Below are 24,568 nucleotides of genomic sequence, written 5' to 3'. Positions count from 1 at the left end.
TCCTGCAAGCTTTTGTATTGGGGATGGCGCTGGGGGTGGCCGCGCCAAAAGCGGTATTGTAACTGAATGGGAAATTCCCCATCCACACCCTCGCGGCAGCGTTTATATCGTTTCGTGATTAGTTTATGCAGTGCGGCATGGGCTCGATGAAACGGCGCGATGGGTGGCCCGATAGGTGGCGCGATGAGCCGCTTTCTTGCGCAATATCCCTGCGCCCTCAACGGGCGTGCGAGCATGGCCGCGTCGGAATGCCGCATTCGGGTAACATGGGCGCACCGTTGATGCCCGCCGCCCGACGGCGTCGCCGCATGCCCCACGAGGCGTGCCGGCGGCCCGGAACAGACCGGCGGGCGCCCCCCGATTGCAGTCCGGCTCGTCAATCATGGTCATTACTTCGCTGCTCGATACCGATCTGTACAAATTCACGATGATGCAGGTGGTGCTGCATCATTTCCCCGCGGCCAATGTGGAATATCGCTTCAAATGCCGCACGCCGGACGTCGATCTCGTGCCTTACGTCGACGAGATCCGTAGCGAAATCTCCAAGCTCTGCCGCCTGCGCTTCGCCGAGCCCGAGCTCGAATATCTGCGCAAGATGCGCTTCGTGAAGGGCGATTTCGTCGATTTCCTCGCGCTGTTCCACCTGAACGAGAAGTACATTTCGGTCACGCCTTCGCCGAAGAACAACGGCGAAATCGATATCGAGATCAAGGGACCGTGGCTGCATACGATCCTCTTCGAGATCCCGGTGCTCGCGATCGTCAACGAAGTCTATTTCCGCAACACGCAGCATCATCCGCAGTACGAAGAGGGGCGCGAGCGCCTGCGCCGCAAGATCGAGCTGCTGGGCGCCAAGCCTGAATTCGCTGACTGCAAGATCGCCGATTACGGCACGCGCCGCCGTTTCTCGAAGCGCTGGCACGAAGAGGTGATCCTCACGCTCAAGGAAGATCTGGGCGAGCAGTTCACGGGCACCAGCAACGTGTACTACGCGATGAAGCACAACCTCACGCCGCTCGGCACCATGGCGCACGAGTACCTGCAGGCTTGCCAGGCGCTCGGGCCGCGTCTGCGCGACTCGCAGATCTACGGCTTCGAGATGTGGGCGAAGGAGTATCGCGGCGACCTGGGCATCGCGCTCTCGGATGTCTACGGCATGCAGGCTTTCCTGCGCGACTTCGACATGTACTTCTGCAAGCTCTTCGACGGCGCGCGCCACGATTCGGGCGACCCGTTCGAGTGGGGCGAGCGCCTGCTCAAGCATTACGAAGACAATCGCGTCGACGGCCGCACGAAGACCATGATCTTCTCGGATGCGCTCGATATTCCCAAGGTGCTGCGTCTGTACGAGCGCTTCGGCGACCGCTGCCGTCTGGCCTTTGGCGTGGGCACCAATCTGACCAACGACCTCGGTTATCAGCCCTTGCAGATCGTCATCAAGATGGTCCGCTGCAATGGCCAGCCGGTCGCCAAGCTGTCCGATTCGCCGGGCAAGAACATGTGCGACGACAAGGCTTATCTTGCCTATCTGCGCCAGGTGTTCGGCATCGAACAGCCCACGGAAGAGGAACTCGCCGGGCACTGAAGCGGACCCGGGATGGGCCGTCCGGATAGCCATTCGGCCAGTAAAGCCCGAGGCGACGCGCCGGTATAATCGGCGCGTCGCCTTTATTCATTCTGACGAGGATGTTCATGGATACCACGGCCGCCCGCCGCAGCATACTCGCGCGCATCCGTGCGGCCCAGGGCCGCGACGCTGCGCCTGCGCCGCACGAGCGGGAAGCCGTCGCCGATTACCTCGCGCGCCATCCGCAGGGTCCGCGTCCGCCGCTTGAGGGCGATCTCGTCGCGCACTTCGTCGAGCAGGCGAAAAAGATGGCCACCACCGTCGACGAAGTCGCGCAGCTGGCCGACGTGCCCGCCGCCGCCGCGCGCTATCTCGCATCGCTTAAGTTGCCGACGCAGGCCGTCGCCTGGAAATCGCTCGAATCGCCCGAATCGTTCGACTGGACCGGTGCGGGCCTGAGCGTCGAATTCCGCAAGCCCGAAGACCGCGATCTCGTTGGCCTGACCGGCTGCTTTTGCGCGACAGCCGAAACCGGCACGCTGGTGTTGCTCTCCGGCCCGCACACCTGGGCCTCGGGGGCACTGCTGCCCGAAACGCATATTGCCGTGGTGAGCGCATCGCGCATCGTGGCCGGCCACGAGGATGCTTTCGCGCTGATGCGCGCCGAACGCGGCGAGCTGCCGCGCGCGGTCAATTTTGTCTCGGGTCCGTCGCGTACCGGCGATATCGAACAAACCATCATTCTTGGCGCTCACGGACCGTACCGCGTCCACGTCATCGTCGTGCATGGCGCGTGACGTTCTGCTGCGCATCCTGAAGGGCGGCGCTGCGCTCGCGGCCTGCGCGGCGCCCTGCGCGCAAGCGTCCACGGTCAACGGCGCGACGCTTGGCGCAGCATGGGGCTTGCCGTTCGCCCTGATGCTGTTGTCGATCGCGCTTGTGCCGATGTTCGCGGCCGCGTTCTGGCATCGCCACTTTGGCAAGATTTCGGCGTTCTGGGCGCTCGCGTTCCTGTTGCCGTTCGCGCTCACGCATGGGGTGGGAGCCACGTATCCGCTATTCGTGCATGCGCTCGTCGACGAATACGTGCCGTTCATCGTGCTGCTCGGCGCGCTCTATACGATCGCCGGCGGCATCTGCATCTACGGCAATCTGCGCGGGTCGCCGCGCACCAACACAACAATTCTGCTGCTCGGCACCGTGCTCGCCAGCGTGATGGGCACGACCGGCGCGGCCATGCTGCTGATCCGGCCGCTCTTGCGCGCCAACGACAATCGCCGCCACACCGTCCATGTGGTGGTGTTCTTCATCGTTCTCGTCGCGAACGCAGGCGGCTCGCTCACGCCGCTCGGCGACCCGCCCTTGTTCCTCGGTTTCCTGAACGGCGTGAGTTTCTTCTGGACTACGCAGCATCTTGCCGTACCGATGTTGTTCGTCTGCGCCGTGCTGCTCGCTGCGTTCTGGGTGCTCGATTCGTGGTACTTCCGTCGCGCAGACGAGGTGCGCGACGCCCGAACCGATCCGACGCCCGATAGCGGCGGCATCGCCATCGGCGGCAAGCTCAACTTCGTGCTGCTGGCGGGCGTGATCGCGCTGGTGCTGATGAGCGGCGTCTGGAAGCCGGGCATCGGCGTCGATCTGCCGGGCGCGCGGCTCGAATTGCAGAACCTCGTGCGCGACGCGGGCCTGATCGTGCTGGCGGCGCTCTCGCTCGCTTGCACCTCGCGCACGGCGCGCGCCGACAATGGTTTCGACTGGGCGCCGATCGCGGAAGTGGCCAAGCTTTTCGCGGGCATCTTCGTGACGATCACGCCGGTGATCGCGATGCTCAAGGCGGGCGAGCACGGCGCGTTCGCATCACTGATCCAGTTCGTCAACGATGCGCCGGGCCGACCCAACGATGCGCTCTACTTCTGGGCGACGGGACTGCTCTCGTCGTTTCTCGACAATGCGCCCACGTGGCTGGTGTTTTTCAATCTCGCGGGCGGCGACGCGCCCACGCTCATGACGAGCGGCGCGCGCACGCTGGCGGCGATCTCGGCGGGCGCGGTGTGGATGGGCGCGATGACCTATATCGGCAACGCGCCCAACTTCATGGTCAGGGCCATTGCGCAACAGCGCGGCGTGCGCATGCCGGGCTTCTTCGGCTATCTTGGCTGGTCGTGCGTGCTGCTCACGCCCGTCTTTGCCGCCGCGACCTGGCTCTTTTTCGTCTAGCGCGACAATGCGCTCAGACTGTTTCGACTCGATTCGCGACTCAACCCCAGCAGTGTGGAGAGCAACGATGCAAAAGATTCTCGTGGCGCGCCCGATCTTTCCGGATGTGATCGACCGGCTCAAGCAGTACTTCGACGTCGACTGGAACAACGGCGAGACGCTGTCCGCCGACGCGCTCAAGGCGCGCCTGGCCGACAAGGACGGCGCGCTCACCATGGGCGAGCCAATCGACGCTGCCGTGCTGGCGGCCGCGCCGCGCCTGCGCGTGGTCTCGAACATGGCGGTGGGCTACAACAATTTCGATATCGCGGCGTTCAACGCCGCCAACGTGCTGGGTACCAACACGCCTGACGTGCTCAACGAAACCACGGCCGACTTCGGCTGGGCGCTGATGATGGCGGCCGCGCGCCGCGTCACCGAATCCGAACATTATCTGCGCGCGGGCAAATGGCAGAAGTGGTCGTTCGACATGTTTCTTGGCGCCGACATTCACGGCGCGACGCTCGGCGTGATCGGCATGGGCCGCATTGGCCAGGCGCTCGCACGCCGCGCGCGCGGCTTCAATATGCGCGTGATCTATCACAACCGCTCGCGCGTCGCACCCGGGATCGAGCGCGAACTGAACGCCGAATATCGTTCGAAGGCCGATCTGCTCAAGGAGGCCGATCACGTCGTGCTGGTGCTGCCGTACACGCCGGAGAATCATCACACCATCGGCGCGGCGGAACTGGCGCTCATGAAGCCCACGGCCACGCTCACCAACATCGCGCGCGGCGGCATCGTCGATGACGCGGCGCTGGCAGAAGCACTGCGTACGCACCGGATCGCTTCGGCGGGACTTGACGTGTTCGAGGGCGAGCCTGCCGTGCATCCGGCGCTGCTCGAAGTGGACAACGTGGTTCTCACGCCCCACATCGCCAGCGCCAGCGAAGGCACGCGCCGCGCGATGGCCAATCTCGCCGCCGACAATCTGATCGCCGCGCTAGGGGTTGGGCCGCGCGCGGGGCGGCCGCCCAATCCGGTCAATCCGGGCGTGTTGGGGAAAGCGCGTTCATGAGCGTCGAGTCGTTGATGGCGCTCGTGTTGCTGATACTGGCGATCGCGCTGGCGGTGGCGATTGTCGCGGTCGTTGTGTTGTTGCGCGCGCGTCAGGGTCGGCATGGTCAGGAAGAGGCCACGCTCGATGCGCTCGATCAGTTGAGCGACCGCCTGAGCGGCGCGAGCGAAACGCAGGCGCGCGCGGCCGAGCGCATCGAGCGCGAACTGCGCAACGAGATCGCACGCACTGCACAGGCTTCGCGCAGCGAATTCGGCGGCGGCTTCGCGCAGGTGCAACAGGCGCTCGCGGCGCATCTCACCAGCATCGCGACCGTGCAGAACAACCAGCTCGACGGCTTCGCGCAGCAGCTCGCGAAGCTCAGCCAGACCAATGCACAGCAGCTCGACGCCGTGCGCCAGAGCCAGCAGACGCAGGCGCAGCAGGCGCGCGAAGAGCAGAACGCGGCGCTGCGCCACTTCGGCACCTTGCTGGGTCAGCAGGTCGCGCAGCTGATCGAGTCCAACGATCGCCGTTTGAGCGAAGTGCGTGCGACGCTCGAACAGCGTCTGAAGGATATCGAGGCAAACAATGCGGCCAAGCTCGAAGAGATGCGCCGCACTGTCGACGAGAAATTGCATGCGACGCTGGAGCAGCGTCTGGGCGAATCGTTCAAGCTGGTCTCCGACCGGCTGGAGCAGGTGCATCGGGGGCTGGGCGAGATGCAGACGCTGGCGGCGGGCGTCGGCGATCTGAAAAAAGTGCTGACCAACGTGAAGACGCGCGGCACGTGGGGCGAAGTGCAGCTCGAAGCCTTGCTCGAACAGATGCTCACGCCCGATCAATACGCGAAGAACGTGGCAACGGTGCCGGGCAGCAGCGAGCGCGTGGAGTTTGCGATCCGCCTGCCGGGGCGTGGCATCAAGGCTGGCGAAGGCGATAGCGCGCCGGTGTGGTTGCCGGTCGATGCCAAGTTTCCGCGCGAAGACTACGAACGGCTCATCGACGCCCAGGAGCGCGCCGATCTCGCGGGTATCGAGGAAGCAGGGCGCGCGCTCGAAGCGCGCATCCGCGCCGAGGCTCGCACCATCGCCGAAAAATACGTCGCACCGCCGCACACCACCGATTTCGCGCTGCTGTTCCTGCCCACCGAAGGTCTTTACGCCGAGATCCTGCGCCGTCCGGGCCTCACCGATTTACTGCAGCGCGATTTCCGCGTGACGATTTCCGGGCCGACCACGCTTACGGCCTTGCTCAACAGTCTGCAGATGGGCTTCCGCACGCTCGCCATCGAAAAGCGTTCGAGCGAAGTCTGGCAGGTGCTGGGCGCGGTGAAGACGGAGTTCGGCAAGTTCGGCGATGTGCTCGCGCGCACGAAGTCGCAACTGGAGTCGGTGACGCGCTCGATCGAAGCTGCCGAGGTGCGCACGCGCGCGATGAACCGCAAGCTGCGCGACGTGGAGGCGCTGCCGGGTGAGGAAGCGTCGAATCTGCTGGGCGATGCGCTGGGGAATAGCGACGAGTAACTGCCGCCGCAAGCAGGCAGACAGGCGAACTTGCAAAGACGCAAAAGGGCAAATGGAAAAAGGGCCGTGCGCAGCACCGCGCACGGCCCTTTTTTGTGCACTGGCGGGTTTTAGCCGATGACCGGTTCGCCAGGCGCGGCGAGCTTGTCGAGCGCATCGCCCGTCACGCGCACGATGCGCCAGTCGGAGTACACGGTCGCGCCCATCTTCTCGTAGAAGCGGATCGCCGGTTCGTTCCAGTCGAGCACGCTCCATTCGAAGCGCGCACATTTGCGCTCGACGGCAATCGCCGCGAGGGCGCGCAGCATCGCCGTGCCCAGACCCGTGCCGCGCTGCGTCGGCTGCACGTAGAGGTCTTCGAGATACAGGCCGCGCCGGCCGAGGAACGTCGAGTAGTTATGGAAGAACACCGCATAGGCGACGATCTTGCCCGCGTCCTCGGCGACCAGCGCTTCGGCCGCGGGGTGCGTGCCGAACAGGGCGTCGCCCAGCAGTTCGGGCGTGCCGGTGAAGAGATGCGTGAGCTTCTCGAATTCGGCGAGTTCGTACATCAGCGCGTGAATCGCGCCGACATCGGCCGGCGTGGCGGCGCGGATGGTGGCACTCATCGCGCCCATCACGCTTCCTCGGGGGCGTCGGAGAGGTGGATCTCGATGCCGCCGAAGCGCGAAGCAACCCAGTTGTACAAATGGCAGGCGATCCACAGCAGCACGAAGCCGACGATGGCGTTGAGGATCAGCGCGCTGAATACGGTGCCGAGTTCGAAGGTGCCGTAGCGGAAGAACGCCACCACGGCGACCAGCAGCACGACCGGCACGCTGAACGTGAGGTAGACGAGGATGAGCGCCTTGGCGGTCTGGCCCGCGGCGATGAACGAGATCTGTTTTTTCATATGAGTCGGTCCGTAGGTCGAGTGGACGTAGCGTATCGGTATCGTTGACGAATAAAAACGGCTGCGGCTGCGAAGGAGTCTTGTGGCGATGCGGCGTGATTCGGCTTTATACGAGCCCGTCGAACAGCATGACGTCGACGGTATCGCCAGCATCGAGATCGGCGGTCTCATGGGCGAGCACGATAAAGCAGTTCGCCTCGCTCATGGTGCTTAACGCGCCGGAACTTTGCGATCCCGTCGGGGTGACGCGCCATTGACCGTGCGCGTCGCGTCCGGCGACGCCGCGCTGGAATTCGGTGCGGCCCGCACGCTTGCGGATCGGCGCGTCGCAGCGCGCGGGGATCAGCGGCACAGGCTGAGGCGTCGCGCCCGACATCGCGATCAGCGCTGGGCGCACGATCTGGTAGAAGCTCACCATGGTCGCGACCGGATTGCCCGGCAGGCCGAACAGCAGCGCCGCGCGGCCCACGCCGGGACGGCCGCCCGACCAGATGCGGCCGAATGCGAGCGGGCGGCCCGGACGCATCGCCAGACCCCAGAAGCTCACGTCGCCAAGGGTTTGCAGTTGCGTGCGTGTGAAATCGGCTTCGCCCACCGAAACTCCGCCCGAAGTCAGCACGACATCGGCGCTTTCGGCGGCTTGCAGCAGCGTGGCGGCGAGCGCATCGGGATCGTCGCGCACGCGGCCCAGGTCGATCGGCTCGACCTCCAGACGGCGCAGCATCGCACCGAGCGTGTAGCGGTTGCTGTCGTAAATGCAGCCTGCGTCAAGCGGCTGGCCCGGCGAGCGCAGTTCGTCGCCGGTCGAAAAGTACGCGACGCGCAGGCGCCGCTTCACCTTGACATCGACAAGGCCGAGCGAGGCCATCAAGCCGATGTCGCTGGCGCGCAGCATGCGGCCCGTGCGCAGCGCCACGCCGTCGCGCGCGAGGTCTTCGCCCTGGCGGCGGCGGTTCGCGCCGGGGGCGAGGCCGTCGGTGGTGAAGGTGACCGTCTCGCTGGCGCTGTCGTCATCGGCATGCATGCTCACACGCTCCTGTGGCACCACGGTGTCGCAGCCTGCGGGCATCGGCGCGCCGGTCATGATGCGCACGCAATGACCTGGCGCGACTTCGCCCGGGAACGGATGGCCCGCGAATGCCTTGCCGGCGACCGTTAGCGTGAGCACGGCGGTGTTTGCCGGGTTCGAGAGCGCGGCGCCATCGAACGCATAGCCGTCCATCGCCGAATTGTCGTGCGCGGGCACGTCGATCGGCGAGATCACGTCGGCGGCGAGCACGCGCGCGAGCGCATCGCGCAGCGGCACGCGTTCGCTTTGCGCAAGCGGCGTGACCCATTCCAGCACGATGGCCTGGGCGGCACTGACGGGCAAGGCTTGTGGGTCGAACTGGGTGAGGCTCGCGGCGCTCGCGGAGAAAGTATTCGGCGTGGTCATGGGGTGGAGAAGCGTCGCATCCGCACGCGTTTGCGCAACTTCGCTCAAAGGGTGCGGCGATCGTCCTGCTGAGGTGCCCGAGGCCGGCGGCATGCGGGGCGCATAAGGCTGCGTATAAGGCTGCGCATGAAGCGGCATTCGGCTGTGCCCGTCAGGCACGGTCGAGGTCGGCGAGATCCTGCAGGGAGTTGACATTGTAAAACGCGCGTTCATCGGCAAAGTCCACTTCGGCCGCCGTGTGGCGCGCGTACCACGCGCGTACCTTGCGCTCGCCTGCGTCGAGAAAGGCCGCGAGATCGTCGGCGAGCGAGCTGTGCAGCAAGGCGAAGACGGGATGCAGGCTGACTTCGCCCGCGGCGCTGGTGGTGGTTGCCGTGGCGATGGCGACGCCACGCCCGCGCGCCGCTTCGGCCAGACGCATGGCGAGGTCGGCAGGCAGCCACGGCGAATCGCAGGGCGCGCTCAGGAGCCATTCGGTGCGCGCGGCGCGCAGTCCGGCGAGCAGTCCCGCAAGCGGCCCGGGATAGTCGGGCAGGGTGTCGACGAGGACGCTTGCCTGCCAGGGTGCGCCGAGCGCCGCGTAGGCCTCGCGGTTGCGATTCGCGCTGATCGCCAGCACGCCGACCTGCGGTGCGAGACGCGCGAGCACGTGAGCGGCAAGCGGCTTGCCGTGCAGGCGCTGCAGGCCCTTGTCGGCGCCGCCCATGCGCTGGCCGCGCCCGCCCGCGAGCACCAGGCCGGTAATGGATGAAGCGGGGATGGCGGCGGAATCGGAAATCGGCATGACAGCGCAAGGCGAGGGCGAGGTGGCGCGCGAGCGCGCCGGCGGGGCGGGCAGCGGATCAGCCGCCGATATACGACATCTCGATGCGACGTTCTTCGCTGGTCACCGGTGCGGCGGCGCTGCCGCGCAGTTGCGAGTAGCGGTCGGCGCGCTGTTCCCAGATCTGCGCAATGGCGGCGGAGATGGAGGCATCGCTGGCCTCGCCGCGCACCAGCGCGCGCAGGTCGTAGCCCATCGACGCAAACAGGCACAGGTACAGCTTGCCCTCGGTCGACAGACGCGCACGCGTGCAGTCGCCGCAGAACGCGCGCGTGACGCTGGAGATCACGCCGATCTCGCCCGCGCCATCGGCGTAGCCCCAGCGCTGCGCCGTTTCGGCTGCGCTGTGCGCTTCGAGCGGCACGAGCGGGAAGTGTTCGGCAATACGCGCGACCACCTCGGCGGAGGGCTGCACTTCGGCCATGTTCCAGCCGTTGGTCGCGCCCACGTCCATGTATTCGATGAAGCGCAACGCCACGCCCGAGTGACGGAAGTGGCGCGCGAGCGGCACGATTTCGCTGTCGTTGGTGCCGCGCTTGACGACCATGTTGACCTTGAGCGGCGCAAGGCCGACCGCCTGCGCGGCGGCGATGCCGTCGAGCACGTCGCCGACCGAAAAATCGGCGTCGTTCATGCGGCGGAACAGGGCGTCGTCCAGTGCGTCGAGGCTCACGGTGACGCGTGTAAGACCCGCGTCGCGCAGCGAGCGCGCCTTGCGGGCGAGCAGCGAACCGTTGGTCGTGAGCGTGAGGTCGAGCGGCGCGCCGTCGGGCGTGCGCAGCGCGGCCAGCCGCTCGATCAGGAATTCGATGTTTTTGCGCAACAGCGGCTCGCCGCCCGTCAGACGAATCTTGGTGACGCCGTGCGCGACGAAAAGCCGCGCGAGACGTTCGATTTCCTCAAGCGTGAGCAGCGACGAGTGCGGCAGGAACGGATAGTCCTTGTCGAACACCGCGCGCGGCATGCAGTACACGCAGCGGAAATTGCAGCGGTCCGTCACCGAGATACGCAGGTCGCGCAGCGGCCGCGCAAGCGCATCGAAAAGCTCGCCGCCTGGTGCGCGCGTGGACGCCGCCGCCGGCTGGACGCTGGGCGGCAGGGTGCGGGCATCGGCAACGGGGATGATGCGTCGGGACATGGTTTCTGCGTGCTCGGGACAGTCGGCGAAATCCGCGCGATGCTTCGATTTTAGCCGAAGCGTCCGCCCAACACCGACGAGGGTGAACGTTGATATATCAAAAAAAAGCCCGCCGATATGGGGCGGGCTCTTTGCTGCGGTGCGGTATTGGGCACCATTCAGCGGGGGAAAGGGCGCCGGAAGCGCCCGCGGGGGCGGTTTCCGGTGCCTGACCGCATCGGGGTTCAGCCCTGACGGGTCGTTTCCACTTGCTGCATCGGCGCGGCATCGACCGGCGGCAGCACTTTGCGCTCACGCGGCACGCGCGCGGGCTTGACCACCTGGGCCGCTGCGTCCTGCGCGGCGCGCAGCTTGGCGGAGTCGGTGTTCACCCACACGAGGCCGGCCGATTCGAGCATCGGAGCCAGTGCTTCGCCAGTTGCGGCTGCTGCAGCGGTTGCTGGAGCGGTTGCAGGGGCGACGACGGGGGCGGCCGCAGGTGCTGCCGCAGGTGCCTCAACGACCGGTGCCGGTGCTGCGGTTTCCACCTGTGCCGGTGCGGTTGCCACAGCCGGTTCAATTGCTTGAACGGCTTCGACACGCGTTTCGACCGGAGCCGGTGCTGCGGGCTGGACGGCCTCGACAGCTTCTGCGTGCGGTGCTTCGACACGGTCCTCACGCGCCATCGGCAGTTCGGCTGCGGGGGCTTCGACCGGTGCGGCAGGCGCTTGCGCGACCGGCTCGGCTTCGATCGGTGCGGCCGGCGCGGCCGGTGCTGCGGGAGCAACCGGCTCGACTGCCGGAGCGACTGCCTCAACCACAGCAGCCGCAGCCGCGGGCTCGACCGGAGCCGTAGAAGCAGCACGAGTTTCGACCGGTGTAGCCGGAGCGATCGGAGCAACGGCTTCAACCGGCGCAACGGCTTCCACCGGAGCAACCGCTTCAACTGGCGTTTGCGTCACTTGCACAGGCTGGGCCGCTTGCGCGGCTTCGACTGCAGCAGCGGCGGCCGCGACAGGCAGGGCCGTCGCGACAACCGTCTCGGCGACGGACGTGCGGACGACGGTTTCCGATGCCGGAGCGTGCTCAGCGTGCGTGTCAGCGGGGGCTTCGATCGCTGCTGCTTCATCCGAACCTTCGCCTTCCGCGCCTTCGAGTGCCGCCGTACCTTCTGCATCGCGCTCGCGACGACCGCCACGGCGGCCGCGACGGCGACGACGACGCTCCTCACCTTGCGGTGCCGTACCGTCTTCGTCGAAACCGGCCTGGTTCACGCCATCGGTGAGGGCGGCCTGGGCGGCGTCGGCGCTTTCCGCTTCAGCACCCGCGCTGGCGGCTTCGAGACGGGCTTCCTGTGCTTCGGCGGCTTCATTCGGCTGCTGACGACGGCGCTCGCCACGTTCACGGCGCTCGCCACGCTCTGCGCGTTCATGACGCTCGCCGCGCGGTGCGGCTTCTGCTGCCTCCGTGTGATCCTGGCCTCGCTCGACGCGTTCGATGCGCTGCTCACGTGGCTCGCGTGCTTCGCGTTCAGCACGCGGCTCGCGACCTTCGCGTTGTTCACGCGGCTCACGGGTTTCACGTGCCTCACGCGGTGCGCGCGGTTCACGGGTTTCGCGCGGCTCGCGTGCCTCACGCGGTTCGCGGCCTTCGCGTCCCTCACGCGCTTCGCGCGGTTCACGTGGCTCGCGTGCTTCGCGTTCCGGACGGCCCTGACCTGCGCGCGTGCCGGTCGTGGCTTCGCCACGGCCTGCCGCGTCGCGCCCGCCGGTGCGGCGGTTGCGATTGCGGTCGCCCGCAGCGGCCTTGTCGCCGCGCTCGGTGCGCTCACCGCGCTCGGCACGCGCCGGACGGGCTGCCTTGTCCTGCTGGGCGACCGGTGCCGGTGCGGGCGCCGCTGCCGGCGCGCCGCCAAAGAGGCGCTTGATGAAGCCGAAGAAACCACCGCCGGCTGCTGCCGCCGCAACCGGTGCGGCCACGACAGCGGCCTCGACGGGCTTGACCGGTGCGGACGGCGCCGGACGCTCCGGCGTGATGCCCTTCACCGCGGCTTCCTGCTTGGGCTTGGCTTCGGCGTTGCGCTTGCTGTAACCGGTTTCCGATTCCAGTTCGCGAGCCGCTTCCTCGGCCATCTTCCACGACGCGCGCGGATCGTCCAGACGCACATCGTCGTGGCGCAGACGTTCGAGCTTGTAGTGCGGCGTTTCGAGGTGCTTGTTCGGGATCAGCACGACGCCGACCTTGAAGCGCGACTCGATCTTGTTGATTTCCGAACGTTTTTCGTTGAGCAGGAAGGCGGTCACTTCGACCGGCACCTGGCAGTGGATCGCTGCCGTGTGCTCCTTCATCGCTTCTTCCTGGATGATGCGCAGGACCTGAAGCGCCGACGATTCCGTATCGCGGATATGGCCCGTGCCGTTACAGCGCGGGCAGGTGACGTGGCTGCCTTCCGAGAGGGCCGGGCGCAGACGCTGGCGCGACAGCTCCATCAGGCCGAAGCGCGAGATCTTGCCCATCTGCACGCGGGCGCGGTCATGGCGCAGCGCATCTTTCAGGCGTTGCTCGACTTCACGCTGGCTCTTGGCCGACTCCATGTCGATGAAGTCGATCACGATCAGGCCGCCCAGGTCGCGCAGACGCAACTGGCGAGCGACTTCGTCGGCGGCTTCCAGGTTGGTGCGCGCGGCGGTTTCCTCGATGTCGGCGCCCTTGGTGGCGCGCGCCGAGTTCACGTCGATGGCGACCAGCGCTTCGGTGTGGTCGATCACGATCGCGCCGCCCGAAGGCAGCGGAACGGTGCGCGAGTATGCCGTTTCGATCTGGTGCTCGATCTGGAAACGCGAGAACAGCGGCACATCGTCGTGATACCGCTTCACCTTGTTGACATTGTCCGGCATCACGATATCCATGAAGGCGCGCGCCTGGTCATAGATCTCGGTGGTGTCGATGAGGATTTCGCCGATGTCGGGCTGGAAGTAGTCGCGGATCGCGCGGATCACGAGGCTCGATTCCAGATAGATCAGCATCGGCTGACCGGTCGTGCCCGCCTGCGACGCGGCTTCGATTGCGCGCCACAGTTGCAGAAGGTAGTTCAGGTCCCACTGGAGCTCTTCGGCGGAGCGGCCGATGCCGGCCGTGCGCGCGATGATGCTCATGCCTTCCGGCAGTTGCAGCTGCGCCATGGTTTCGCGCAGTTCCTGACGGTCGTCGCCCTCGATGCGGCGCGACACGCCGCCGCCGCGCGGGTTGTTCGGCATCAGGACGAGATAGCGGCCGGCGAGCGAGATGAACGTGGTCAGGGCTGCGCCCTTGTTGCCGCGCTCTTCTTTTTCGACCTGGACGATCAGTTCCTGACCTTCCTTGAGGGCGTCCTGAATACGCGCGCCGCGCATGTCCACGCCGTCGCGGAAGTATTGACGGGCGACTTCCTTGAACGGCAGGAAGCCGTGGCGATCTTCGCCGTAGTTGACGAAACACGCTTCGAGCGACGGCTCGATGCGGGTGACGATGCCCTTGTAGATGTTGCCTTTGCGCTGCTCGCGACCGGCGGTTTCGATGTCGATGTCAATCAGCTTCTGTCCATCGACGATGGCGACGCGCAGTTCTTCCTGCTGCGTCGCGTTGAACAGCATTCGTTTCATTGAACGACTCCAGTGCGGCTGCACACACCACCCTTTGATACCCTGGAGGTATCCGGCGCTTCGCCGGACGGCACAGGGGCGGGCAGCGGCAAGCCGCGCCTTGTTGTGTTTTCACAAGCACGCTGGAGCGGGAAAGATGGCGGGGAGAATTGCCGTTGAGGCGGCCGGCCGGCGTTGCGTTGCCAGAGACGGGCCGCGTGGGCGCATGCGAAATACGTCTTCAAGAAGCGAAGAGACGTGCCGGCGGGGCACGGATTTTTCCTGCGCTTCCACTGATCCGTGAGTTTCGTCTGCTGCGTGCGCCGGCGGCAAACTGCGCCACGCACGACCGCAACAGGAAACAAACCGCAGCCGCGAACTGCGCGCGCTGCTGGCTGGATCGGCTTCGCGACCTTCGCTGTCTGCAAAAGGGCCGCGTACGGGAAGCTATCAGGAACGCCCGTCTTCCCCCTCGGGTGTCTCGCCACTTTTGACGTCGCCATGTCCCGCGCATTGCCAGGACAAATCGGGCGCTCGCCGTATTTTCGCAGCCGTCGCGTCGTACCGCGGCCGCATCGAAATCGCTTCGGGCGCGCGGCGCGACGCGCCGGATGAATTCTTTATACCAACCTTCCGTTACCGTCGGAGCCCGGTGCGACCGAACGTGCCTGTGGGCGCCGTCCCTGCCGTCGGGTGATCCGTGCGTGCAACTCGTTGCTTCTCTTAAGACAGGGTGAGCAACCAGCCCCGGGCGCAAGTAAAATAACCGTTTATCGCTTGCTGCCTGCGCATTTCGCGTGGTCCAGGTCCGTGTGATCCCCCTTGGATAACCATCGGGCGGATCAGGAACTTTTTGGCCGTTGGGCCAACCTTCGCGTCAGCGTTGGGCAAATTATATTCAGAATGAAAGGGTTAGGCAAAATATCCCAGAATCAGGTCGCAAGTGACCAGGTTTCCTTCGTCGAGATCGACGATGGCGCCGCCGGTCAACGGATCGACAATTTCCTCCTGCGCGTGTGCAAAGGCGTGCCGAAAAGCCACATTTATCGCATTTTGCGCAGCGGCGAAGTGCGTGTGAATAAGGGGCGGATCGATGCGCAGTACCGCCTCGAACTGGGCGATATTGTGCGCGTGCCGCCCATCCGCATCGCCGAAAAAACAGCGCCGGAACAGGCGCCGGTGCCGGCCGCCGAGTTCAAAGTGCTCTTCGAGGACGAAGCGATGCTGGTGATCGACAAGCCGGCGGGCGTCGCCGTGCATGGCGGCAGCGGCGTGGCCTTCGGCGTGATCGAGCAGTTGCGCGAGGCGCGCCCGCAGGCCAAATTCCTTGAACTCGTCCATCGGCTCGACCGTGAAACGTCGGGCGTGCTGATGCTGGCGAAAAAGCGCGCGGCGCTGGTCGGTCTGCACGAGCAGATGCGCGACAACAAGACCGACAAGCGTTACTACGCCTGTGTGCACGGCGACTGGGCGAGCGACTGGGGGCGCCGGCGCGCAGTCAAGGAGCCGCTGCACAAGTATCTGACCCCGGAAGGCGAGCGCCGCGTGCGCGTGCAGGCGGACGGTCAGCCTTCGCATACGGTCTTCAACCTCGTGGAGCGCTGGCAGGAATACGCGCTGCTCGAAGCCGAACTCAAGACCGGTCGTACCCATCAGATCCGTGTCCATCTGGCGCATCTGGACCTGCCGATCGTCGGCGACGCCAAGTACGGCGACTTTGCGCTCAACAAGGCGCTGGCGCGCACCAACGCCAAACCGGGCCTCAAGCGCATGTTCCTGCACGCGCACCGGCTCAAGCTCACGCATCCGATCACCGGCGTGCCGCTGCAGTTCGAAGCGCCGCTGCCGCCGGAACTGCGCCGCTTCGTCGACGAACTGCGCGCGCAGCGTGAGGCGGCGGGGGAAGATGCAGCCGCACAGCCCGAATAAGGGTTGGAGCACGGCGCGGCCGCATTGCCCGCCTTCGGGTCCCAAGGCGGGGCACAATGCGGCGCGACGACAGAAATACACCGGACTTAAGAACAACAGTGTTTGGAGAAGGACCGAATGGCCCGACAGCAATTTGACCTGATTGTGTTCGACTGGGACGGCACGCTGATGGACTCGACCGCCCACATCACGCGCAGCATCCAGGCCGCCTGCCGCGACCTGGGCCTGCCCGTGCCCGGCGACGAGGCCGCGAGCTACGTGATCGGCCTTGGCCTGCGCGAGGCGCTGCAGATCGCCGCGCCCACGCTCGACCCGGCCGACTATCCGCGCCTCGTGGAGCGCTATCGCATCCACTATCTTCTCAAGGATCAGCAGACCGAGCTGTTCAAGGGCGTGCGCGAGATGCTCGCCGAACTGCGCGACACCGGCTATCTGCTCGGTGTGGCAACCGGCAAGAGCCGTGTGGGCCTGAACCGCGCGCTGGCCGACGCCAACCTCACGAGCCTGTTCGACGGCACGCGCTGCGCCGACGAAACTTTCTCGAAGCCGCATCCGGCCATGCTGCATGAACTCACGCGTGAACTGGGGCAGGATCTGGGCCGAACCGTGATGATCGGCGACACCACGCACGACCTGCAGATGGCCGCGAATGCGGGCGCGGCAGCCGTGGGCGTGGGCTATGGCGCGCATTCCGCTGCATCGCTGGAGGTGCTGGCGCCCCGGTTCATCGCCGCCGATGTGGCCGAACTCGCCGCGTGGCTGCGGGAGCACGCATGATTGAAGCCGCGCAAACGAGTACCGCCGTGCGCGTGTGCGCCGCCGGAGAACTCGTCGATGGCGGCGCGGGCGTGCGCATGAACGCAACCTACGCGGGCGGCCCGGCCGTGGTGTTCTTCGTGCGCTTTGGCGGCGAAGCCTATGGCTACCTGAACCGCTGCGCGCACGTGCCAATGGAACTGGACTGGGTGGAAGGGCAGTTCTTCGAGTCGTCGGGGCTTTATCTGATGTGCGCGACGCACGGCGCGATCTACCAGCCCGAGACCGGCAAATGCGTGGGTGGCCCGTGCCGCGGCGGGCGTCTGCGCGCGGTGCGCGTCGAGGAACGCGACACGCCCGATGGCCGTGCGGTATTCTGGCTGCCGGACGCGGACCTGGTTCCGGCCCCAACCTGATTGCCCCGACTATCCGGGTTGTCTTGATTGCCAGTTGCCTTGCTGCGCCGGCTTTTGGCCCGATTCGATCGCTGATTCAAACACTTACGCATGTCAGACAAACCGACCCCCGATTCGAACGAGCCGCCGCGCCCCATGCATTCGGGCAAGGTGGAAGCCGGTAATGGCGGCTGGGAGCGCGAAGCGCTCGAACGCATCGCCATGGCCGCCATCACTGAGCAACGCGCGGCGCGGCGCTGGAGAATCTTCTTCCGCTTCGCGTTCCTCGCCGTGCTGGTGCTGATTGCATGGAGCGTGTTCGACCTTTCCGGCGCGCGCGTCGAAGGCGGCGGCCGTCATACGGCGCTGGTGTCGCTCGATGGCGAGATATCGTCCGATACGCCCGCCAACGCCGAAGACATCAATAGCGCGCTAGACAGCGCCTTCGACGACGACGGCACGGCCGGCGTGATCCTGCATATCGACAGCCCGGGCGGCTCGCCGGTGCAGGCCAGCATCATCAACGACGAGATCCATCGGCTGCGCGCGAAATATCCGGCCATCCCGCTCTACGTGGTGGTGGGCGATATGTGCGCGTCGGGCGGCTATTACGTGGCCGCCGCCGCCGACAAGATCTACGTGAACAAGGCCAGCATCGTCGGCTCGATCGGCGTGCTGATGGACGGTTTCGGCTTTACGGGCCTGATGGACAAGCTCGGCGTCGAGCGCCGTCTGCGGACCTCGGGTGAAAACAAAGGGTTTTACGACCCGTTCTCGCCCGATACGCAGAAGATGGACGCGCACGCTCAGGAGATGCTCGACCAGATTCACCAGCAGTTCATCGACGCGGTGAAGGCGGGGCGCGGCCAGCGCCTGAAGGAGTCACCCGATATCTTCTCGGGCCTGTTCTGGACCGGTCAGAAGAGCGTGGAACTGGGTCTCGCCGATGGGTATGGCGACACCGATTTTGTCGCGCGCGAGGTCATCAAGGCGCCGGACGTGGTCGACTACACCGTCAAGCAGAGCATTTCCGACCGCGTGGCCAAGCGCTTTGGCGCAAGCGTCGGCGCGGGCGCCGTGCATTCGCTCATTTCGGGCGCGAAGCTTTCGGTGCGGTAAAGCGCCGCAGCATTCATCGGGTCGATGCAAAATGGCCGCTGCATTTTTGCGTGCAGCGGCCGTTTATTTGGGGCGCGCTTTCGCGCCGGCTCAATGCGCCAGCAGCAGGAAGATCGCCGGGCGCTTGTGCAGGTCCGGTGTGGGCTTCTTCTTCCAGTCGGACACGGCGCGGCTGAGGATCGTCTCGGTCGGCAGCGTGAGGTCGGCGGCCACGCAGACGAGCGTCGACGGTGCGCAGGTCGACAGCAGCGTATCGAGCATCGATTTGTTGCGATACGGCGTTTCGATGAAGATCTGCGTCTGCTTCGCCTTGCGCGACGTCTGTTCGAGTTCGCGCAGCTTCTTGATGCGCTCGTTGGCGTCCACGGGCAGGTAGCCGTGGAACGCGAAGCTCTGGCCGTTCAGGCCCGACGCCATCAGCGCGAGCAGGATCGAACTCGGCCCGACCAGCGGCACGACCTTGATGCCGCGCTCGTGCGCGCGGCGCACCAGCAGCGCGCCGGGGTCGGCCACCGCGGGCACGCCCGCTTCCGATACGAGGCCCGTGTCGATGCCGCCCAGCAGCGGTTTGAGCAATTTGTCGATTTCGCCCGCGGGCGTGTTGACGTTCAGCTCGTGAATCTCGATTTCCTGAATCGGACGCGTGGTGCCAACACGCTTGAGGAACGCGCGCGTGGTCTTGGCGTTCTCGCCGATATAGCTGGCAAGCGTGCCCGCGCGCTCGCGCACCGGCGCGGGCAGGACGTAGGCGAGGGCGGCCTCGTCGCCGTCGCCGAGCGTGTTCGGGATCAGATAGAGGGTGCCCGTGCTCATGCTTGCGCCTCCAGCAGCGGGAAGCCCGCCGCCAGCAGCATGCGCGTGAGCGCAATGAGCGGCAGACCGATCAGGGCGGTGGGGTCGTCGGATTCGATGGCTTCGAGCAGCGCGATGCCAAGCCCCTCGGACTTGGCGCTGCCCGCACAGTCGTACGGCTCCTCGGCGCGTAGATAGGCGTCGAGCGCCGCGTCCGGCAGATCCCGAAAGCGCACTTTCGTCACCACATCGACGCTATCCGTCTGGCCAGTCGACGTGTCGAGCAGGCTCAGGGCGCTATGGAACAGCACTTCGCGCCCGCGCATGGCCTGCAGTTGTTCGAGCGCGCGCTCGTGCGTGCCCGGCTTGCCGATCTGGCGGCCGTCGAAGGTGGCGACCTGATCGGAGCCGATCACGAGCGTGCGGCCCGTGCCTGCTGGCAAGGCGGCGGCCACTGCCTGCGCCTTTTCGACGGAAAGACGCAGCGCCGTGGCTTCGGGCGTCTCGCCCGCGCGCGGCGTTTCGTCGATGGCGGGCACGGCGGTGCTGAACGGAATGCGCAGGCGTTCGAGCAGTTCGCGGCGATAGCGCGAACTGGACGCGAGGATCAGCGCGGGGCGACCCTGGGTTTGAGCGGGCGAAGAATCTGGCAGCATGGTCGGAATTGAGCTGAGTCTGGGCTGGAATACCACGGGGATACATTAGGGACAGACACTGGCGTAGTGGCCAGTCATCTTGTCGCCTTCGGACAGGAGCTTAAGTGTTTGACTGACAAAGATAAAGGCGCTATGATTTTGGGCTTTTCATCGGTACGTTCGCCTTGCCACGTCTGTCAGGCCGGCAAGGAAGCCAGTAAGGGCGTAAAGCAAGGGCATAAAGCGCGTAGCCGATGCGGTGGGGATCAAGCAGCCAATCGATAAATCAGGCCGTTCACATCAACCGGCTTGCGTCGCTTGCAGGTCGCATGTTTGAAGCAGGAGAGCTCACATGACCGAACAGCTCAACCCACGCGATATCGATATTTTTGAATTTGCGCGCAGTGCACGCGACGCGGCCGGCATGGTTCGCATCGGGCAGTTGCCTCGCATATTGAATGAAGTCCCGGCCGATGCGCCCGATCGCGACACCGCGTTCACCTGGCAGGCCGAAGGCTTTACGCAGCCGGAATTGCAGGATGACGGCACCCATGCTCCGCAGCCGTATCTGCGGCTCGTGATCCACGGCGGCGCCTGGCTCACGTGTCAGCGGTGCCTCGCTCCCTATGAGCAGGCCTTCAATGCCGATGCGGTCTTCCGTATCGTCCAGACGGAAGAAGAGGCGGATGAGTTTCCGCTCGACGACGATGAAGTCGAAGTGATCGTAGGCTCGCGCCATTTCGATCTCGTCGACTTGATCGAAGAGGAGTTGTTGCTCGCCTTGCCGCTCGTGCCGAAGCACGAAGTCTGTCCGGCAATTCACGAAAGCCTCGCCTCGGGTCCCGATGGCGCGGAAGGCGTGGATTCCGTGGACGACGTGCCGGAGCAGGAGATCGAGACGGAAGAGCGCATCAACCCTTTTGCGGCGCTCGAATCGCTCAAGAAGGACGGTCCCGGCAGCAAGCACTGAGCGTCGGTTATTACTGGCTATCAGGCGGCCGCAGGGGCAGCAGTTTCAGATACGTGGGCCTGAGCCCGGAGTCCGGCCATCCCCAGGGTGGCGGCGGCCGGATCGGGCTGTGTTAGAATTCGGAAAATTTTCAGGAGTTATCATGGCAGTTCAACAAAACAAGAAGTCGCCGTCGAAGCGCGGTATGCACCGCTCGCACGATTTCCTCACGGGCGCTCCGCTGGCTGTCGAGCCGAGCACGGGTGAAGTGCATCTGCGTCACCACATCAGCCCGAACGGCTACTACCGCGGCAAGAAAGTCGTCAAGACCAAGAACGACTAATCGTTCCAGTGTGCAGCGCGGCGGCTCCGGGTTCATCCAGCGGCCATCCAGCAGCGCCGCACATGGCGATTCCGTTCGCTTGACCATTGTTCGGCTCGGCAAAAAAGGCGGCATTCAACTGCCGCTTTTTTGTGCCTGAAATTCGTCGCATTCCATGACTGTTACGCTCACGATAGATTGCATGGGAGGCGACCACGGCCCGTCGGTGACGGTGCCCGCCGCAGTCCATTTCGTCCGCTCCCACCCCGACGCGCATCTGCAGCTCGTGGGCATCGAGACGGCGATCCGCGCCCAGCTCAAGAAGCTCAAGGCGCAGGACCTCCCCGCACTTTCCGTCGTTCCCGCCACCGAGGTCGTCGAAATGGACGATCCGGTCGAGGTCGCTCTTCGCAAGAAGAAAGACTCGTCCATGCGCGTCGCGCTCAATCGCGTGAAAGAGGGCGCGGCGCAGGCCTGCGTGTCGGCTGGCAACACCGGCGCGCTGATGGCCGTGTCCCGCTACGTCCTGAAGACGTTGCCTGGCATCGAACGCCCGGCCATCGCCTTTGCGCTGCCTAATCCGCGCGGCTACACGACGATGCTCGACCTTGGCGCGAACGTCGACTGCGAACCGCAACATCTGCTGCAGTTCGCCGAGATGGGCCACGCGCTCGTTGCGGCTCTCGAAGGCAAGGAGCGTCCGACCATCGGGCTCCTGAACATCGGCGAAGAAGTCATCAAGGGCAACGAAACCATCAAGCGCGCCGGCGAACTGCTGCGCGCGAGCACGCTGAATTTCCGCGGCAACGTCGAAGGCAACGACATCTACAAAGGCAGCGTGGACGTGATCGTCTGCGACGGCTTTGTGGGCAATGTCGCGCTCAAGACGTCGGAGGGCCTCGCACAGATGCTCAACGACATGATCAAGGAAGAGTTCGGCCGCTCGTGGTTCACGAAGCTGATGGCGATCGCCGCGTTGCCCGTGCTCATGCGCTTCAAGAAGCGCGTCGATCACCGCCAGTACAATGGCGCGGCGCTGCTCGGCCTGAAGAGCCTCGTCATCAAGAGCCACGGCTCCGCTGACGCCTACGCGTTTGAGTGTGCGATCAATCGCGGGTATGATGCCGTCAAAAATGGCGTGCTGGAGCGTCTTGCCCGCGCCATGGAAGACAACGCCGGTTCCTTCGAACAGGCGTCCGGCAGCCAGAGCGCTGCCCCGTCGACTCCCGACAGCCCGGCCGCGAGCGCAACCGCGAGCGAACCAGGCCCGGCGGCAGACGCCGCCCAGCCCGTCCCGCCCGCCGCGGCATCCACCTCGAAGGCATCATCCTCGAAGGCATAATGGCTCAACCGACTCTCTATTCCCGCGTGCTCGGCACGGGCAGCTTCCTTCCGCCTGAGCGCGTCACCAACCAGGATCTGGCCGAGCGCCTCGCCGCCAAAGGCGTCGAGACGAGCGACGAGTGGATCGTTGCCCGCACGGGCATCCACGCGCGCCACTTCGCCGCGCCGGACGTCACCACCAGCGATCTCGCGCTCGCCGCGTCGCAGCGCGCCATCGCCGCTGCCGACGTCGATCCGCAGTCCATCGACCTCATCATCGTCGCCACCTCGACGCCCGATTTCGTGTTTCCGAGCACCGCCTGCCTGCTGCAGAACAAGCTCGGCATCCGCAATCACGGCGCGGCCTTCGACGTGCAGGCCGTGTGCTCGGGCTTCGCCTACGCCGTTTCGGTGGCCGACAGCCTGATCCGCAGCGGCCAGCACAAGACGGCGCTGGTGGTGGGCGCGGAAACCTTCTCGCGCATCCTCGACTTCAACGACCGCACCACCTGCGTGCTGTTCGGCGACGGCGCGGGCGCCATCGTGATGCAGGCCTCGGAACAACCGGGCGTGCTCGCGAGCGCCCTGCACGCCGACGGCAGCTACGCGCACATCCTGTGCACGCCCGGCAACGTGAACGGCGGCGTGATCGCGGGCAACGCCTTCCTGCACATGGACGGTCAGGCCGTGTTCAAGCTGGCCGTGAACGTGCTGGAGAAGGTCGCCCACGAGGCGCTGGAGAAGGCGCAACTCACGGCCGACCAGATCGACTGGCTGATTCCGCACCAGGCCAACATCCGCATCATGCAGGGCACCTGCCGCAAGCTCGGCCTGCCCGCTGAGCGCATGGTGGTGACGGTGGGCGATCACGGCAACACCTCGGCGGCATCGATTCCGCTTGCCTTCGACGTCGCGGTGCGCGACGGCCGCATCAAGCGCGGCCAGAACGTGCTCATCGAAGGCGTGGGCGGCGGTTTCACCTGGGGCGCATCCGTCATCCGCTACTGATTTCCGCGCGGGCTTTCGCGCTCCCGCCCGGCAGACCGCCCGCACTCGCGTTTGCAACAGGTTTTGCAGCAAGCGCGATGTGCGCGGTCCGCGGCGGTTCACCCGAGCGCATCGCCCATCCGTTTTGACCGAATTTTGAGGAAGCCATGAAATTCGCATTCGTTTTTCCGGGCCAGGGCTCGCAGGCCGTCGGCATGCTCGACGCCTTCGCCGATAACGCCGTCGTGCGCGAGACCGTGCAGGAAGCGTCCGACGCGCTGGGCCAGGACATCGGCAAGCTGATCGCCGAAGGTCCGGCCGAAGAACTCAATCTCACCACCAACACGCAGCCGGTCATGCTCACCGCCGCTTACGCCGTTTATCGCGCGTGGCAACAGGCAGGCGGCGCGGCTCCGGCGATCGTCGCGGGCCATAGCCTCGGCGAATATACGGCGCTGGTCGCCGCGGGCGTGCTCGCGTTCCGCGACGCCGTGCCGCTGGTGCGTTTCCGCGCCCAGGCGATGCAAAACGCCGTGCCGGTGGGCGAGGGCGGCATGGCGGCAGTGCTCGGTCTGGACGACGACACCGTGCGCGCAGTCTGCGCCGAAGCGGCTGCGGCCAGCGGCGGCGTGGTCGAGGCCGTCAACTTCAACGCGCCGGCGCAAGTCGTGATCGCCGGTCACAAGGCCGCGGTCGAGAAGGCCTGCGAGGTCGCCAAGGCGAAGGGCGCCAAGCGCGCGCTGCCGCTGCCGGTGTCGGCGCCGTTCCACTCGTCGCTGCTCAAGCCGGCGTCGGATCAACTGCGCGAGTATCTGGCGAACGTCACGCTGAACGCGCCGCTCATCCCGGTCGTCAACAACGTCGACGTGGCCTTCGAGACCGATCCCGCGAAGATCCGTGACGCGCTCGTGCGTCAGGCCGCGGGCCCGGTGCGCTGGGTCGAGTGCGTGCAGGCGATCGCCGCGCAAGGCGCGACGCATGTGATCGAATGCGGCCCGGGCAAGGTGCTCGCCGGCCTCACGAAGCGCATCGACGGCAATCTGGTTGGCGCTTCGGTGTTCGATCCGAAGTCGCTCGAAGACACGCTCGCGCTTCTGAACGCGTAACACGCGCATAACTCGCAACGGA

The 24,568-nt window shown here is 65.8% G+C and carries 22 protein-coding genes; 14 read left to right on the top strand and 8 right to left on the bottom strand.

Annotation, left to right across the window (positions count from 1 at the left end; translation table 11 throughout):
* The first annotated feature begins 382 nt into the window (after positions 1–382).
* The 5 genes from pncB to F4827_RS00700 all read left to right on the top strand — a co-directional run bounded on the left by pncB (position 383) and on the right by F4827_RS00700 (position 6,346).
* Positions 383–1,585: a nicotinate phosphoribosyltransferase gene (pncB, locus tag F4827_RS00720; RefSeq protein ID WP_183720917.1), complete on the top strand. Its 1,203-nt coding sequence runs from the start codon at positions 383–385 to the stop codon at positions 1,583–1,585.
* Between the two features lie 107 nt (positions 1,586–1,692).
* Positions 1,693–2,364 (top strand): lactate utilization protein C, encoded by a 672-nt coding sequence (locus F4827_RS00715; protein ID WP_183720921.1) that lies wholly within the window; start codon positions 1,693–1,695, stop codon positions 2,362–2,364.
* Complete coding sequence (locus F4827_RS00710; protein ID WP_183720924.1) at positions 2,354–3,784, top strand: sodium:proton antiporter; 1,431 nt, start codon at positions 2,354–2,356, stop codon at positions 3,782–3,784. Before F4827_RS00715 ends, F4827_RS00710 begins: the two co-directional genes overlap by 11 nt.
* Before the next feature lie 67 nt (positions 3,785–3,851).
* Complete coding sequence (locus tag F4827_RS00705) at positions 3,852–4,841, top strand: D-glycerate dehydrogenase (protein WP_183720927.1); 990 nt, start codon at positions 3,852–3,854, stop codon at positions 4,839–4,841.
* A complete protein-coding gene (locus tag F4827_RS00700) occupies positions 4,838–6,346 on the top strand; it encodes a DNA recombination protein RmuC (RefSeq protein WP_409258744.1) in 1,509 nt (502 codons plus the stop codon). Before F4827_RS00705 ends, F4827_RS00700 begins: the two co-directional genes overlap by 4 nt.
* A gap of 110 nt (positions 6,347–6,456) precedes the next feature.
* Here the strand turns inward: F4827_RS00700 and F4827_RS00695 are convergent, their stop codons facing one another.
* The 6 genes from F4827_RS00695 to F4827_RS00670 all read right to left on the bottom strand — a co-directional run bounded on the left by F4827_RS00695 (position 6,457) and on the right by F4827_RS00670 (position 14,254).
* Positions 6,457–6,954, bottom strand: a complete 498-nt coding sequence (locus tag F4827_RS00695) for a GNAT family N-acetyltransferase (protein ID WP_183720930.1) — start codon at positions 6,952–6,954, stop codon at positions 6,457–6,459.
* Positions 6,955–6,962: 8 nt separating this feature from the next.
* On the bottom strand, positions 6,963–7,238 hold the full coding sequence (locus tag F4827_RS00690; protein ID WP_183720933.1) for a hypothetical protein: 276 nt from the start codon (positions 7,236–7,238) through the stop codon (positions 6,963–6,965).
* Positions 7,239–7,344: 106 nt separating this feature from the next.
* Complete coding sequence (gene glp / locus F4827_RS00685) at positions 7,345–8,673, bottom strand: gephyrin-like molybdotransferase Glp (protein WP_183720935.1); 1,329 nt, start codon at positions 8,671–8,673, stop codon at positions 7,345–7,347.
* A gap of 151 nt (positions 8,674–8,824) precedes the next feature.
* Complete coding sequence (gene mobA / locus F4827_RS00680; RefSeq protein WP_183720938.1) at positions 8,825–9,457, bottom strand: molybdenum cofactor guanylyltransferase MobA; 633 nt, start codon at positions 9,455–9,457, stop codon at positions 8,825–8,827.
* 58 nt (positions 9,458–9,515) lie between these two features.
* Complete coding sequence (gene moaA / locus F4827_RS00675) at positions 9,516–10,634, bottom strand: GTP 3',8-cyclase MoaA (RefSeq protein WP_183720941.1); 1,119 nt, start codon at positions 10,632–10,634, stop codon at positions 9,516–9,518.
* 224 nt (positions 10,635–10,858) lie between these two features.
* Entirely contained in the window at positions 10,859–14,254 is a 3,396-nt protein-coding gene (locus tag F4827_RS00670; RefSeq protein WP_183720944.1) for an Rne/Rng family ribonuclease, read from the bottom strand.
* 882 nt (positions 14,255–15,136) lie between these two features.
* Between F4827_RS00670 and F4827_RS00665 the strand changes: the two genes are divergently transcribed.
* The 4 genes from F4827_RS00665 (at position 15,137) to F4827_RS00650 (ending at position 18,432) form a co-directional block, all read left to right on the top strand.
* The gene (locus tag F4827_RS00665) at positions 15,137–16,162 is read left to right on the top strand and encodes an RluA family pseudouridine synthase (protein WP_183720947.1); all 1,026 of its coding nucleotides are present in this window, start codon (positions 15,137–15,139) and stop codon (positions 16,160–16,162) included.
* Between the two features lie 117 nt (positions 16,163–16,279).
* Entirely contained in the window at positions 16,280–16,939 is a 660-nt protein-coding gene (locus tag F4827_RS00660) for an HAD-IA family hydrolase (protein WP_183720949.1), read from the top strand.
* Positions 16,936–17,334, top strand: coding sequence for a Rieske 2Fe-2S domain-containing protein (locus F4827_RS00655; RefSeq protein ID WP_183720952.1), 399 nt, complete (start codon positions 16,936–16,938; stop codon positions 17,332–17,334). The genes F4827_RS00660 and F4827_RS00655 overlap by 4 nt, the downstream gene beginning before the upstream one ends.
* A gap of 90 nt (positions 17,335–17,424) precedes the next feature.
* Complete coding sequence (locus F4827_RS00650; RefSeq protein ID WP_183720957.1) at positions 17,425–18,432, top strand: S49 family peptidase; 1,008 nt, start codon at positions 17,425–17,427, stop codon at positions 18,430–18,432.
* 90 nt (positions 18,433–18,522) lie between these two features.
* Here the strand turns inward: F4827_RS00650 and F4827_RS00645 are convergent, their stop codons facing one another.
* Both F4827_RS00645 and F4827_RS00640 read right to left on the bottom strand, forming a co-directional pair.
* A complete protein-coding gene (locus F4827_RS00645) occupies positions 18,523–19,245 on the bottom strand; it encodes an SAM-dependent methyltransferase (RefSeq protein ID WP_183720960.1) in 723 nt (240 codons plus the stop codon).
* Positions 19,242–19,880, bottom strand: coding sequence for a Maf-like protein (locus F4827_RS00640; protein ID WP_183720963.1), 639 nt, complete (start codon positions 19,878–19,880; stop codon positions 19,242–19,244). The genes F4827_RS00645 and F4827_RS00640 overlap by 4 nt, the downstream gene beginning before the upstream one ends.
* 331 nt (positions 19,881–20,211) lie before the next feature.
* Here F4827_RS00640 and F4827_RS00635 point away from each other — a divergent pair, with 331 nt between their 5' ends.
* The 5 genes from F4827_RS00635 to fabD all read left to right on the top strand — a co-directional run bounded on the left by F4827_RS00635 (position 20,212) and on the right by fabD (position 24,546).
* Positions 20,212–20,829 (top strand): DUF177 domain-containing protein, encoded by a 618-nt coding sequence (locus F4827_RS00635; protein ID WP_183720967.1) that lies wholly within the window; start codon positions 20,212–20,214, stop codon positions 20,827–20,829.
* A 142-nt stretch (positions 20,830–20,971) separates the two neighbouring features.
* A complete protein-coding gene (gene rpmF / locus F4827_RS00630; RefSeq protein WP_018441573.1) occupies positions 20,972–21,151 on the top strand; it encodes a 50S ribosomal protein L32 in 180 nt (59 codons plus the stop codon).
* A gap of 154 nt (positions 21,152–21,305) precedes the next feature.
* Positions 21,306–22,472: a phosphate acyltransferase PlsX gene (gene plsX, locus F4827_RS00625; protein ID WP_183720970.1), complete on the top strand. Its 1,167-nt coding sequence runs from the start codon at positions 21,306–21,308 to the stop codon at positions 22,470–22,472.
* A complete protein-coding gene (locus tag F4827_RS00620) occupies positions 22,472–23,461 on the top strand; it encodes a beta-ketoacyl-ACP synthase III (RefSeq protein WP_183720973.1) in 990 nt (329 codons plus the stop codon). Before plsX ends, F4827_RS00620 begins: the two co-directional genes overlap by 1 nt.
* A gap of 146 nt (positions 23,462–23,607) precedes the next feature.
* A complete protein-coding gene (fabD, locus tag F4827_RS00615) occupies positions 23,608–24,546 on the top strand; it encodes an ACP S-malonyltransferase (RefSeq protein WP_183720976.1) in 939 nt (312 codons plus the stop codon).
* Positions 24,547–24,568 lie beyond the last annotated feature (22 nt).

It is taken from the genome of Paraburkholderia bannensis, from assembly GCF_014200455.1.
Lineage (GTDB): Bacteria > Pseudomonadota > Gammaproteobacteria > Burkholderiales > Burkholderiaceae > Paraburkholderia > Paraburkholderia bannensis_A.
This window is presented reverse-complemented; position numbering and strand designations above follow the sequence as displayed.